The organism is Pandoraea sputorum (genome assembly GCF_000814845.2).
GTDB classification, from domain to species: Bacteria; Pseudomonadota; Gammaproteobacteria; order Burkholderiales; family Burkholderiaceae; genus Pandoraea; species Pandoraea sputorum.
The window spans coordinates 1,833,965-1,846,966 of record NZ_CP010431.2 but is presented as its reverse complement, the minus strand read 5'-3'; the positions used below and the strand labels follow the sequence as shown (position 1 = coordinate 1,846,966).

The 13,002-nt window shown below is 64.7% G+C and carries 11 protein-coding genes; 4 read left to right on the top strand and 7 right to left on the bottom strand.

The genetic code is table 11. From position 1 onward, the window contains the following. Nucleotides 1-119 precede the first annotated feature (119 nt). Entirely contained in the window at nt 120-539 is a 420-nt protein-coding gene (locus tag NA29_RS08230; protein WP_039397427.1) for a VOC family protein, read from the top strand. A 119-nt stretch (nt 540-658) separates the two neighbouring features. Continuing rightward, nucleotides 659-1,363 (top strand): fumarylacetoacetate hydrolase family protein, encoded by a 705-nt coding sequence (locus NA29_RS08225; protein ID WP_039397425.1) that lies wholly within the window; start codon nt 659-661, stop codon nt 1,361-1,363. A 662-nt stretch (nt 1,364-2,025) separates the two neighbouring features. Here the strand turns inward: NA29_RS08225 and glpK are convergent. The 4 genes from glpK to NA29_RS08205 form a co-directional block, all read right to left on the bottom strand. Beyond that, nucleotides 2,026-3,528, bottom strand: coding sequence for a glycerol kinase GlpK (glpK, locus tag NA29_RS08220; protein ID WP_039397423.1), 1,503 nt, complete (start codon nt 3,526-3,528; stop codon nt 2,026-2,028). Nucleotides 3,529-3,605: 77 nt separating this feature from the next. Beyond that, entirely contained in the window at nt 3,606-5,147 is a 1,542-nt protein-coding gene (gene glpD, locus NA29_RS08215) for a glycerol-3-phosphate dehydrogenase (RefSeq protein WP_052252628.1), read from the bottom strand. A gap of 194 nt (nt 5,148-5,341) precedes the next feature. Then, nucleotides 5,342-6,175, bottom strand: coding sequence for a DeoR/GlpR family DNA-binding transcription regulator (locus tag NA29_RS08210; RefSeq protein ID WP_224786820.1), 834 nt, complete (start codon nt 6,173-6,175; stop codon nt 5,342-5,344). A 113-nt stretch (nt 6,176-6,288) separates the two neighbouring features. Beyond that, the gene (locus NA29_RS08205; protein WP_039397419.1) at nt 6,289-6,792 is read right to left on the bottom strand and encodes a hypothetical protein; all 504 of its coding nucleotides are present in this window, start codon (nt 6,790-6,792) and stop codon (nt 6,289-6,291) included. A 500-nt stretch (nt 6,793-7,292) separates the two neighbouring features. On the opposite strand from NA29_RS08205, the gene NA29_RS08200 reads away from it, so the two are divergent. Then, a complete protein-coding gene (locus tag NA29_RS08200) occupies nt 7,293-8,444 on the top strand; it encodes a glycerate kinase (protein ID WP_039397417.1) in 1,152 nt (383 codons plus the stop codon). Between the two features lie 9 nt (nt 8,445-8,453). Here the strand turns inward: NA29_RS08200 and NA29_RS08195 are convergent, their stop codons facing one another. Next, on the bottom strand, nt 8,454-9,347 hold the full coding sequence (locus tag NA29_RS08195; RefSeq protein WP_039397415.1) for a LysR family transcriptional regulator: 894 nt from the start codon (nt 9,345-9,347) through the stop codon (nt 8,454-8,456). 257 nt (nt 9,348-9,604) lie between these two features. Between NA29_RS08195 and NA29_RS08190 the strand changes: the two genes are divergently transcribed. Beyond that, the gene (locus tag NA29_RS08190) at nt 9,605-10,795 is read left to right on the top strand and encodes an MFS transporter (protein ID WP_039402756.1); all 1,191 of its coding nucleotides are present in this window, start codon (nt 9,605-9,607) and stop codon (nt 10,793-10,795) included. On the opposite strand, the gene NA29_RS08185 is transcribed toward NA29_RS08190, so the two are convergent. Together NA29_RS08185 and NA29_RS08180 are read right to left on the bottom strand one after the other, a co-directional pair. Further along, nucleotides 10,732-11,520 (bottom strand): NAD(P)-dependent oxidoreductase, encoded by a 789-nt coding sequence (locus NA29_RS08185; RefSeq protein WP_052252625.1) that lies wholly within the window; start codon nt 11,518-11,520, stop codon nt 10,732-10,734. The two genes, NA29_RS08190 and NA29_RS08185, sit on opposite strands and share 64 nt — an antisense overlap. 18 nt (nt 11,521-11,538) lie before the next feature. Further along, on the bottom strand, nt 11,539-12,996 hold the full coding sequence (locus NA29_RS08180; RefSeq protein WP_039397413.1) for a bifunctional 2-methylcitrate dehydratase/aconitate hydratase: 1,458 nt from the start codon (nt 12,994-12,996) through the stop codon (nt 11,539-11,541). Nucleotides 12,997-13,002 lie beyond the last annotated feature (6 nt).

Below are 13,002 nucleotides of genomic sequence, written 5' to 3'. Positions count from 1 at the left end.
TTTTATCGATGGATAGAATTTACCGGAAATCGACGCGTGCAGGTGACGCGTCATAACGCGGGGCGTCGCACCGAAAAACCGCCCCTCGAATTCAACCCCACATTGCACCGGAGACTCTCATGGCAACGCCGCTGTTCCACCTCGCCTTCCCCGTCCACAATCTCGACGCCGCCCGCCAGTTCTACGGCAACGTGATGGGCTGTGCCGAAGGCCGTAGCTCGGATCACTGGATCGACTTCGATTTCTTCGGCCATCAACTGGTCGCGCACCTTTCGCCGGACGAGGCGGGCAAGCGCATCACGAACCCGGTCGACGGCGACGACGTTCCCGTTCCGCATTTCGGCGTTATCCTTGACATGCCTGCATGGCACGCACTGGCCGAGCGCCTGCGCGCCGCCGGCACCCGCTTCGTGATCGAGCCGCATATCCGCTTCGCGGGACAGGTCGGCGAACAGGCGACGTTGTTCTTCTACGACCCGTCGGGCAACGCACTGGAGTTCAAGGCGTTCGCGGATATGTCGCAGGTGTTCGCCAAGTAGTCGGCGCACGGCGCGCAGCATTCGAATTTCCCACGTCGTCCGGCACTCGATTGCCGGACGGCGTTTATTGTTTTGTGTTTGTCGTCGGTATTCGTCTCATATCAGTCGAGAGTCTTCTCATGAGCCAATTCGTTATTTCGGCCCCGCCCCAGGCGTCGGTCGCCGTCGCTGGCAGCGATGCCCGTTTTCCCGTACGCCGCGTGTTCTGCGTGGGCCGTAACTACGCCGCCCATGCCCGCGAAATGGGCAGCAATCCGGACCGCGAGCCGCCGTTCTTCTTCATGAAGCCCGCTGACGCCGTGGTCGCCGCCGAGGGCACGCTGCCCTACCCGCCGCTCACCAGTGAGCTGCATCACGAGATCGAACTGGTGGTCGCCATCGGCGCAGACGGAGAGAACGTGGATGCCGGCGACGCGCTGTCGCTGGTGTGGGGTTATGGCGTGGGTGTGGATCTGACGCGTCGCGATCTGCAACAGCAGGCGAAAGACACGCGCCGTCCGTGGGACTGGGGCAAAGCATTCGACGCCTCGGCGCCGTGCGGCCCGCTGCACGCCGTGGACGATGTCGGCCATCCGAACGAAGGCCGTGTGTGGCTCGACGTGAACGGTGAAAACCGTCAGACCGGCGATCTGAACGAACTGATCTGGTCGGTGCCCGACCTGATCGCCGAGATCTCGCGCAGCGTGAAGCTCGCCGCCGGCGATCTGATCTTCACCGGCACGCCCGCTGGCGTCGGCCCGCTGGAGCCGGGCGACAAGGTGAGCGCCGGTGTCGCCGGTGTCGGTGAAATCGCGTTCACCGTCGGCCAGAAGCCAGCGGTCTGAGTTCGCAACGAACCTTACCTCTGACGGCAAGGATATCCACAACAACTGTTGATAACCCTTTGCATAAGTGCCATGCCGACGGCGCAATCGCCCGTCGGCATTGGCTGTCAAGTGCATTGCCTAAATTGCCGTCAGACGCATCACGAATTTTCTTTCGCGGCCCCTCGTTCGTCTTCGTTCATTCCTGAAACGTTTTCCGCTGCACAGCGGCGAATCTCCCGTTTCATTCGTCGAACTCCCCTGTCGATTCAATGGGTTGCGTGCTTTGGCACGGTTCTCGCATTAAGGAAGATGCAAGCCGTCCGCACTCGGGGAAGTCTCTTCGCCAGGCCGACCGCCTCGGGAATCAAGCCATGCACGCCACATGGCCCCGGCACGCCCGATGCCTATCCCCTCGCCGGGAGCGCCCCGGGTGCGGACGGATTGCACCAGTGACCGTCGTGTGAAAAGACGAATCGTGCGTTGGGAACATTCGGGGAGAGGATCATGCAAATGCGCCGCACCGGGCCTTGCGCCCTAAGTCCCTGCGTCAGGTCGCTCGCGCCTGCGAGTCCGGCCAAGTCGGCCCGACGTCATCCCCGCGAACGATGTGCGAGTTGGCGGCACCGTCGGCACGACGCCGCCGGAGACCGCCGTCATGTCGCGCCCGGGCGGGCCTTGCGCTAAGACGCTTCCGCCCAGACCTTCGCCGCGCGCACTGCTCGCTGCCAGCCAGCGACCGCGCGGTTGACGTCCTCCTCGGACAGCTTGCGCGAAAAGCGGCGCTGCAATTGCCATTGACGCTGCAGCGTGTCGATGTCCGGCCAATACCCCACCGCCAGTCCCGCGAGGTACGCCGCGCCTGCGGCCGTCGTCTCGATCACTTTGGGACGCACCACGTCCGCGCCGAGCAGATCGGCTTGCCATTGCATCAGCAGATCGTTGGCCGCCGCGCCGCCGTCCACGCGCAATTCCGAGACGTGCAGACCGGCGTCGGCTTCCATGGCGCGCAGCACGTCGAGCGTCTGGAACGCGATGCTGTCCAGCGCGGCACGCGCCACGTGTGCGGCAGTCGTGCCTCGCGTCGCGCCGAACAACGTGCCGCGTGCGCGCGGCTGCCAGTGGGGAGCGCCGAGTCCGGCGAACGCGGGCACCAGCACCACGCCGTCGGCATCGGGCACGCTGGTGGCGAGCGCTTCGACATCGCGCGAATGACGGATGATGCCCAGCCCGTCGCGCAGCCATTGCACGACCGCGCCGCCGATGAAGATGCTGCCCTCCAACGCGTAGTCCACCCGGTTGCCGATCTTCCACGCGACCGTCGTCAGCAGGTTATGACTCGACGCCTGCGGCTTGTCGCCGGTGTTCATCACCATGAAGCAGCCGGTGCCGTAGGTGTTTTTCACCATGCCCGGCGACAGACACATCTGCCCGAACAGCGCGGCTTGCTGATCGCCCGCGATGCCCGCAATCGGCACGGGGGCGGAGAACAACGGTGTGGCCGTGTGCCCATAGACTTCGCTCGACGAACGGACTTCGGGCAGCATGCTGCGCGGCACGTCGAGCAGCGCCAGCAGTTCGTCGTCCCATTCGAGCGTGTGGATGTTGAAGAGCATCGTGCGCGACGCATTCGACACGTCGGTCACGTGCAGCTTGCCGCCGGTCAGGTGCCACACCAGCCAGCTATCGACGGTACCGAACGCGAGATGCCCCGCTTCGGCTGCCTCACGTGCCCCGTCGACGTTTTCGAGAATCCAGCGAATCTTGGTGCCGGAGAAGTAGGAATCGATGCGCAGACCAGTGCGTTGCGCGACGAGCGCCTCATTGCCCTGCGCACGCAACGTGTCGCAGAAATCGGCCGTGCGGCGATCCTGCCAGACGATGGCGTTGTACACCGGCTCACCCGTGCGCCGATCCCATACGACGGTCGTCTCGCGCTGGTTCGTGATGCCGATGGCCGCGATGTCGCTGCCACCGACGCCCGCGTGCGTGAGCGCTTCGGCGGCAACACCGGCCTGCGTCGCCCAGATCTCACGTGGATCGTGCTCGACCCAGCCCGGATGCGGGTAGATCTGACGGAACTCTTTCTGCGCGGTCGCGACGACGTGACCGTCGCGATCGAACAGCAGCGCTCGCGAACTGGTCGTGCCCTGATCGAACGCGAGGATGTAGGCGCCTCCTGCCATTGCATTCGTCTCCTTGATGCAGCTTTTTTAGTCTTGCTGGTGCGATGTTGCGATGTTGCGACGACTTCCCGACGAACTCAGGCAGCCATTTCCAGATGCCGGGCAAACCATTGCTCGACGCTGGCCGCACCTTCCTTGCCGACGTGCAGACCGAGTTTCGTGCGACGCCACAGGACGTCCTGCGCGGTGCGCGCCCACTCGTATTGCACCAGATAGCGCAATTCGGCTTCATAGAGATCGCCGCAGATGCGGGCGCCGAGACCGTCGAGCGAGTTCGCGTCGCCCACCAGCACATGCGTGCGCGTGCCGTACGTATGCGCGTAGCGCTGAGCCAGCGACGACGGGAGCCAGGGCATCTGCGCGCGCAGCGAGGTCTCGAAAACGCCTGCGTCGGGCTCGGCCATATCGCCGCCCGGCAGCGGTGCGCCTGCCGTCCAGTCGCCATGCGTGAAGCCCAGCGCGCCATGCAGATGCGACATCGCCTCTTCCGCAAGACGCCGGTATGTGGTGATCTTGCCGCCAAACACGGAAAGCAGCGGCGCGCGCGTGCCGGGGGCGTCGAGTTCGAGCTTGTAATCGCGCGTGACGGCCGACGGATTCGACACATCCTCTTCCATCAGCGGACGCACGCCCGCATACGTCCACACAACGTCGGCGGGCACGATCGGCTTGGTGAAGTACTCGCTGGCGGACTTGCAGAGGTAAGCAATCTCGTCGTCATTGATCTCGACCTTCGCCGGATCGCCGAGGTACTCCAGATCGGTCGTGCCGATCAGCGTGAAATCGCGCTCGTACGGAATGGCGAAGATGATGCGCTTGTCGGGGTTCTGGAAGATGTAGGCGTGGTCGTGATCGAACAGTTTGCGCGTCACGATGTGACTGCCCTTGACGTTGCGGATGCGATGCGTTGCCGGTTGACGCAGCACGTCGCCCAGCAGATGACCGACCCACGGCCCCGCTGCATTGACGATCGCTCGCGCACGCACGGTCTGGCGTTCGCCGGTGGTCGACTCCACTTGCGCTGTCCATGAGTGCTCGCCACGCTCCGCGCCCACCAGACGCGTGCGCGTAAGAATGGTCGCGCCTCGCTCGGCGGCGTCCTGCGCGTTGAGCACGACCAGTCGCGCGTCTTGCACCCAGCCGTCCGAGTAGACGAAACCGCGCGTCAGATCGTCACGCAACGGCGCGCCCGCCGGATGCTGGCGCAGGTCGATGCCGCGCGAGCCGGGCAGGATTTCACGACGCGCCAGATGATCGTAAAGAAACAGCCCCGCGCGGATCATCCAGGCGGGACGCAGGTTCGGCATGTGCGGCATGACAAAGCGCAGCGGCCACATGATGTGAGGGGCCGCACGCAGCAACACTTCGCGCTCCTGCAGCGCTTTGCGCACCAGTCCGAATTCGTAGTACTCGAGATAGCGCAGACCGCCGTGGATCAGCTTGGTACTGGCCGACGACGTGTGCGACGCCAGATCGTCCTGCTCGACAAGCAATACGCGCAGACCGCGACCGGCGGCATCACGCGCGATACCGGTGCCGTTGATGCCGCCGCCCACGACCAGCAAATCGTAAGGGGCGGAAGTTGGGGCCGACGCAAAAGGGGCCGGGCCATTGTCCAATGGCGTTTGAGCGGGTGTCTGCACGTCTTCACTCCCAGCGATGGGGGTCAAATCAGGGAAAGTTCGAAAATGTTCGCTTTGATGCGTCGCAATGTTCGTTTACGAACATCTGCACTCGAATTCTAACAGATCACGCGCCATGAGTTTCGAATTCGCACATTTCATTAGATCGATGTGCGAATTCGCGTCGGCGATCAATCCGCGACGTGAACCAGCGTGCCGGCCTCGGCAATCACGGCGTTCATGTTCGCGGGCACCGGGCGATCGGTGAACAGCGCGTCGACCTGAGAGAGATGCCCCAGCCGCACCAGCGCCGGGCGTCCGAACTTGCTGTGATCGGCCGCAAGAAACACGGTGCGCGACTGCGCGATGATGGCCTCGGCCACACGCACTTCGCGGTAATCGAAGTCGCGCAGCGTTCCGTCGGCATCGATGGCCGAGATACCGACGATGCCGAAGTCGACCTTGAACTGACGGATGAAATCGAGCGTGGCCTCGCCCGTCACCCCCTGATCCCGGGCGCGCACCACGCCGCCTGTGACGATGACTTCTGCGTCGGCATAGCCGCTCATCATGGCGGCTACGTGCAGGTTGTTCGTAATGACGCGCAACCCGCGGTGACGCGACAACGCCCGCGCCACGGCTTCCGTTGTGGTGCCCAGATTGATGAAGAGGGAGGCGTGATCGGGGATTTGCTCGGCGAGGCGCACCGCGATGCGGCGCTTTTCGTCGGCCAGTTGCGTCTGGCGGGCGTCGTAAGCGTCATTCTCGGCACCGCCGGGCAAGCCGACACCCCCGTGATAGCGGCGCACCCATTTGCGCTCGGCGAGGAAGTTGATGTCGCGCCGGATGGTTTGCGGGGTGACGTCGAAGCGGGCAGCGAGTTCGTCGACCGTGAGAAAGCCGTCGCGGCGCACCGCGTCGAAAAGCGCCTGCTGACGCGGGTTCAGCGACGCCTGGCCAGCATCGCCAGCCGCGATCGGACCTTCGGAGACGTCGACGGATTCGGCGGATTCGGTATGAGACATCGGCACACACGCAGAGAAAAAGCATCGCACAGCCCGGCTGGCTGCGCATTCGCCGTCATGATACCCCGTCGTTGTATGACATCACCGTGACCGGCGTGTGTCCGGTCATGCGCTCAAAGGCACTGGCGTACGGCGTCGGCGAGCGATTGCGGGCCGGTCGAGCCGAGATAAAGCGAGCCTTCGCTGCCCGGCTTGCGCGGCGCGAGGTCGAGGATGGCGAGAATGCCGTCGTCGTTCGAGGAAAGTTCGAGGGTCTGGCCCGTGCCCGCCTTCACGCGTTGCAGTCGCGCGTAAGGCAGTTGCTTCTTCCACAGTCGGGCGGTGCAGGCGCTCACGCGCGCGAAAGCCTTCTTGGACGATCCCTGCCAGACGGCGCCGTTACCCCGCGCGTCGTCGATGGTGTCGCGGTACGCGGGCAAGGTCTCGACTTTGACATTCTCCGGGGCCACATCGGCAACGCTGCCCACAGGCGGATCGTCATGCGCGGCGACGGGAGCAGTCTGCGCGCACCCGGCGAGCAGCCCCGCGAACGTCAGGCTCGCCGCGGCGAGCGCGCTTGCCACACAACGCTTAGCCCCGCGCGCCGTGTCGGAATTCGTGTTGATGCCCCGGTCCATTGCCCCGCTCCACACATGCTGGTATCTGATCCCGGCGCGCGATGGTGCGGTGGCCAGAGGATGTCTTGATGCATCCGTGCGAAGCCCTCGCGCGCGCCGTCTTGGTCTTGTTGGTCGCCACGTCGTCCCGATTACCGCCAAATCGCGATCTGCAAGACGACAGGCCGGCACCCACCCGCACACGTCCCGCACATCGATTGCACGGGCCTTGTAGCCTATCGGGCGACGTACCGCTGGTTGGCGCTCATCTTACTCGCGTTATTCATAGCATGGCAATTCGCGCAATGCGCGCAGGCCCGAATCGCGTATATTGCTGGTTTCTGTCACACTCGCCGCACCGCCTCGCGCCCCATCCGGCAGCGAGACAGCGTGTGCTCTGCCACCGGTCTGCGGATATCTCACCGCCTCGCCGGAACGCCATAAGCGATAACAACAAGCGGACAGCGAGCACGCGTGACGCCAGCCAACCCGTTTCACTTTTTGCGACTGTCCCGATTTCCATGTCCAGCAATGCGCAAGCCCCGATCATCGTCATCGCCCCCGATTCTTTCAAAGGTTCGCTGAGCGCGCCTGAAGTGGCGCAAGCCATCGCCGCAGGCATCGCCCGCGTGTTGCCGCAGGCCGATCTACGCTTGCGCCCGATGGCCGACGGTGGCGAGGGTACGCTCGACGCCCTGCTCTCGGCGGGCGGGCGACGCGTGCCGCTGTCCGTGCGTGGCGCGGGCAAGGCGTCGGTGACGGCCGAGTACGGCGTCATGCCCGACGGGACGGGCGTGCTCGAAAGCGCTAACGTCGTCAGCATTACCGACCCGGTCGGCATGCAAACGCCGGTGGCCGAGCGCTCGACGGTCGGATTGGGGGAACTGCTGCGTGCCCTGCTCGACACCGGCGCGCGCCGCGTCCTGATCGGTCTGGGCGGCAGCAGTACGAACGATGGCGGCGCGGGTCTGCTCGTCGGCCTCGGCGCGCGTTTGCTCGACGAAGCCGGTGAAGAAGTGCAACCGGTCCCGGCAGCGCTGCATCGCGTGGCGTCGATCGACCTGAACGGGCTCGATGCACGTCTGAAGGATTGCGAACTGGTGGCCATGTCGGACGTCAACAATCCGCTGAACGGCCAGCAAGGTGCGACGGCCATTTTCGGCCCGCAGAAAGGCGTGAGCGAAGCGCAGGTCGAACCGCTCGATCGTGCCATCGGCCACTTTGCGGGGCACGCACACCGCGCGTTCAACGCCAGCGAAGCCGCCAGCCGTGCGGGCGCCGGGGCGGCGGGCGGTCTTGGCTTCGCACTGCATCTGCTGGGCGCGCAGTTCCGCTCGGGTGCCGAAGTGGTGGCCGAGCGCGTGGGGCTGCCGCAAGCGGTGCAAGGCGCCGACTGGCTGATCACCGGCGAAGGTCGCAGCGACGGTCAGACGCTCTCGGGCAAGACGCCGATGATCGCCGCACAGGTCGCCATCAAGGCAGGCGCGACGGCGTCGCTCCTCTCAGGGGCTATCGACCGCACGGCACTGGAGAGTTTGTCGCGCGTCTTTTCGGGCTGCTTCTCGCTGACGTTTGGTCCGACCACGCTGGAGAAAGCCATTGCCGACGCCGCCGGTCTGCTGACCGATAGCGCCGAACAGATGGCGCGGCTGCGTTATACGCACAAGGGCTGAGCGCAAGAATCAGGCAATCCGCGCCCGTAGACGTGGCGCGGCAAAGTCGAGAAATGCGCGCAGCTTCAGGGGCAACGGCGTTTGCCCTTTGTGCACCAGATTGACGGGGAGCGGGGCGGCCTCATAGTCGTCCAGCACCACGCGCAGCGCATCGTCACGCACGGCTTGCGCCACCTGATACGACAACACCCGCACGAAACCCACACCGAGCACCGCGGCCGAGATCGCCGCTTCGGCGGTATTCACCGCGAGTCGAGAGTGAATCGGCACCGACTGCCCGGTTCGCCCCTCGCCAAATTCCCACGCACGGCGCGACGCCAGCACCTCGAACGTAATACACGCCTGACCGGCGAGGTCTTGCGGCTTCTTCGGCTCACCATGCGTCGCCAGAAAGTTCGGACTGGCGCAGACAACGCGTCGCACAGTGCCGATGCGCGACGCCACCATCGAGCTATCCGGCAAGTGACCGATGCGCAGTGCCACATCCGCCTGCTCGTCCATCAGATGCACGACGCGGTCGGTCAGCAGGAGACTGACGTCGATCTCCGGGTACTGCGCGAGAAATTCCGCCACGACCGGCAGCACGTGCAGACGGCCGAAGACGACGGGCGCAGTCAGCACCAGTTCGCCTTTCGGCGTGGCATATTCGCCCGTCGCCGTGCGCTCCGCTTCGCCGATCTCTTCGAGAATTCTGCGACACGCGGCCACATACGCACTGCCTGCTTCCGTGAGCGACAACTGACGCGTCGTGCGATGCAGCAGCCGCGTTTTCAGATGCGCCTCCAGTTCCCCGACTTTGCGGCTGACGGTCGCCAGCGGCATGCCGAGCCCGCGGGCTGCGGCCGACAAACTGCCCGCATCGACCACCGCGATCAGGATCGACATGGATTCGAGCCGATTCATGGACCCTACCAAATTTTGGAAAGATGATTCCCGATCTTGATGGATTCTCTACCTGGATGCAACCACGTAATGTCGAGACCTGAGCGGGGTGGGTCACGGTCGTCGCGAGACACCGCCCCTTCCCGTCCCCGTGATCGTCATATCAGGAGAGCATCGTGCGTCCGCCCAATTCCCCCAATTCTCCCGCCTCTCCCGCCTCCCCCGCCTCCCCCGCCGTCCCTTCCGCCACTACCGTCCCGCATCAACCTGCACAGGAGATCGCCTCGCGCAGCAAGATCGTCATGATGGGCGCGATTGCCGGTGCGGTCGTCACCAATATTTACTGCACGCAGCCGATCCTGCCGTTGATCGCTGCGGACATGCGCGTCGATCTCGGGACGGTGGATCTCGTCGCGGCCGCCGCGTTGCTTGGCTTCGCAGCCGGACTCGCGTTGTTGCTGCCGCTGGGCGACCGGTACGACCGCCGCAAACTCGTGCTCGTCCAAATTGCGCTGGCCTTCTGCTTCGCACTCGCCGCGACATTTGCACCGGGCATCTGGGCGTTGATCGGCGCATCGTTCGGACTGGGGATCGTGTGCTGCGTGCCGCAGCAACTAGTGCCGTTCGCCGCCGTGATGTCGGCGCCGAGTCAGCGCGGCCGGGCGGTGGGCACCGTCGTGAGCGGCATCATGATCGGGATCCTGCTCGGGCGAACGATTGCGGGCATCGTCGGTGACGGGTTCGGATGGCGCGCCGTCTACGGGGTGGAAGCGGCCTTCATGATCCCGGTGTGGATCGCCGCCGCAATGTTGTTGCCAAAGGGGCGTCCCAGCACCGATCTTTCGTATGGTCGTCTGTTGGCATCGTTGTGGCCGTTGGCTCGGGACCATCGTCCCCTGCGCGAGTCGATGACGATTCAGGCGCTGCTGTGGGCCTGCTTCAACGCGTTCTGGGTCAATCTGGCGGCACTACTCGCCGACGGCCCGTGGCATCTCGGCAGTGCGTGGGCGGGCGCATTCGGCATCATCGGCGCGGCCGGTGCGTTCGCCGCGTCGTTCGGCGGACGCGCCACCGACAAGCTGGGACCGCGCGGCGTGGTCGGCGTGAGCATCGGCATCGTCACGCTCAGTTACGCGCTGCTCGGCGGGGCAAACCTCTCGCTCGCGTGGCTCGTGATCGGGGTGATCGTGCTCGACATCGGCGTGCAGGCGGGTCTCGTGTCCAACCAGACGCGCGCTTTCGCCGTCGACCCGAAAGCGCAGGGGCGAATCAATAGCCTCTATATGACGGCGACGTTCTTTGGCGGCGCGGTGGGCGCGACGGTGAGCGGATGGCTGATGGCACGCTTCGGATGGACGGGCGTCGTGAGTCTGGGTGTTGCGCTCGGCGTGCTGGCCCTCGCGCTTCACTGGGTGGGTGGACTGCGCGGTAAGTCACGCGCCTCAGACGAAGGGGTGTCGACGTTGTAGAGCACCGGCATCTGGTGTCGCCATCGGCACCAGACATCGTCTTGCGTCATCAGGTCAGCCATGAAGTGGGCGACGTTCACGCGACTCGTCTTGCCTGCGTCGAACAGCGCGCTTCGGATGGGTGACGGGTGTGCTTCGTATCCCGTGACGTCGACATGATCGACAAGACTGTCCGGACGCACCACCGCCCATTCAATGGCAGGATCGTCGCGACCGACTTCGACGCGCAGCACGTCCGACGCCGCTTCGTTGTCGGCGTGTGGCGGCAGCAGCAGGCGAACCGCGCCGATGACGCACCGCTGCGCGAACGATACCGGTTCGAACAGATCGCGATTGCGATTGCCGGAGGTGTTCATCAACACGAAGCGAACCGCGGATGCCCGCCCGCTGACCTTGATGGCACGGCACAAACGACGCGTCGCTTCGGTGACGAGTCGACGCGGTTCGCCGTAGATACCCCTGAGTGTGAGGTTGTGCCCGAGACAGGACGCCACCGCGTCGCAACCGGCGACATGGTCGGCCAACGCGTCGTCGCTCAAATCGAGCACACTGGCCTGCACGAGCGACAGTTGAGCGTGAGCGGCTAACCCTTCAAGTGGCTTGCCAGAGCGCACAATCGCCCGCACATGCCAGCCACGCGCCAGCAACTGCTGTACCAGAAGTCGGCCCGTCGCGCCCGTCGCCCCGACGACCAGCGCCGTTCCTATTGTGTGGACGTACGTCATGCCCTTGCCCCGCTCCCTTCACACCATCAAATCAACAAACTGATGGACGGGCATGGTTTCGAGCCGTTGCTGATCCAGCGCCACGTCGAGAATACGCGCCTGCGACCGTGCGGCGAAGCGACGCGCCAGATTCGTTTTGAACTTCTCCACCAGCAACGGGATGCCTTCGTCACGGCGTCGTCGATGCCCGATCGGGTACTCCACAAGCACTTCGTCGAGCACCGTGCCGTCGTTCAGAGTGACCGTGAGGCCGTTGGCAATCGAGCGCTTGTCGGGATCGTGATAGTCGTGCGTGAATTGCGGATCTTCCTCGCACACGATGGTCGCGCGCAATGCATCGATGTGCGGGTCGGCCGCCACATCGTCTTCGTAGTCGGCCGCCGTCAGCCGTCCAAACAGCAACGGCACGGCCACCATGTACTGGATGCAGTGATCGCGGTCCGCCGGATTGGCGAGCGGCCCCTGCTTGTCGATGATGCGAATCGCTGCCGCGTGCGTGCGAATCTTCACCGACCTGATGTCCTGCGCGCTACGTCCCATCGCCAGCAACTGTCGATGCAACGTCATCGCCGCCTCGGCAGCCGTCTGCGCGTGAAACTCGGCCGGAAACGAAATCTTGAACAGTACGTTCTCCATCACATACGACCCGTAAGGCCGCTGGAACGCGAACGGCTTGCCCCTGAACAGCACATCGTAAAAGCCCCACGTCTTTGCCGTGAGCACCGACGGATAGCCCATCTCGCCGGTGCGCGCCATGAGCGCGAGGCGCACCGCACGGCTCGTCGCATCGCCGGCCGCCCACGACTTGCGGCTGCCGGTGTTCGGCGCATGACGATACGTGCGCAGGCTCTGCCCGTCGACGAACGCCAGCGAGAGCGCATCGATCAGCTCGTCGCGCGACAGGCCCAGCATTTCGCCGACGACTGCCGTCGACGCCACCTTGACCAGCACCACGTGATCGAGCCCGACCTGATTGAACGAATTCTCCAGCGCGAGACATCCCTGAATTTCGTGCGCCTTGATCATCGCCGCGAGCACGTGACGCATCGTCAGCGGCGGCTGCCCCTGCGCGAGCGCCGTGCGCGAGAGCCAGTCGGCCGTCATCAGAATGCCGCCGAGGTTATCCGACGGATGTCCCCACTCGGCCGCCAGCCACGTGTCATTGAAGTCGAGCCAGCGAATCATGGCCCCCAAACTGAAGGCGGCCTGTACCGGATCGAGTTGATATGGCGTGCCGGGCACCTTCGCGCCGTTGGGCACGACCGTGCCCGGCACGATGGGACCGAGCAGTTTGGTGCACGCGGGATAGGAGAGCGCTTCGAGCCCGCACCCAAGCGTGTCGAGCAGACAGTTGCGTGCGGTGTCGAAGGCGAGATCGCTGCGGATCTCGTAGGTCAGGACGTAGTCGGCAATGTCCGTCAGGACTTTGTCGGGCGAGGGACGCACATTCGCAGCGTTCGAAGCACTTGCGGACATTGACGA

Bases quoted from the DNA above. Each gene is read 5' to 3' on its own strand.
- glpK (WP_039397423.1), bottom strand. From the start codon at position 3,528: ATGGCAGGAGGCGCCTACATCCTCGCGTTCGATCAGGGCACGACCAGT.
- NA29_RS08195 (WP_039397415.1), bottom strand. From the start codon at position 9,347: ATGAATCGGCTCGAATCCATGTCGATCCTGATCGCGGTGGTCGATGCG.
- NA29_RS08200 (WP_039397417.1), top strand. From the start codon at position 7,293: ATGTCCAGCAATGCGCAAGCCCCGATCATCGTCATCGCCCCCGATTCT.
- NA29_RS08205 (WP_039397419.1), bottom strand. From the start codon at position 6,792: ATGGACCGGGGCATCAACACGAATTCCGACACGGCGCGCGGGGCTAAG.
- NA29_RS08230 (WP_039397427.1), top strand. From the start codon at position 120: ATGGCAACGCCGCTGTTCCACCTCGCCTTCCCCGTCCACAATCTCGAC.
- NA29_RS08185 (WP_052252625.1), bottom strand. From the start codon at position 11,520: ATGACGTACGTCCACACAATAGGAACGGCGCTGGTCGTCGGGGCGACG.
- NA29_RS08210 (WP_224786820.1), bottom strand. From the start codon at position 6,175: ATGTCTCATACCGAATCCGCCGAATCCGTCGACGTCTCCGAAGGTCCG.
- NA29_RS08225 (WP_039397425.1), top strand. From the start codon at position 659: ATGAGCCAATTCGTTATTTCGGCCCCGCCCCAGGCGTCGGTCGCCGTC.
- NA29_RS08180 (WP_039397413.1), bottom strand. From the start codon at position 12,996: ATGTCCGCAAGTGCTTCGAACGCTGCGAATGTGCGTCCCTCGCCCGAC.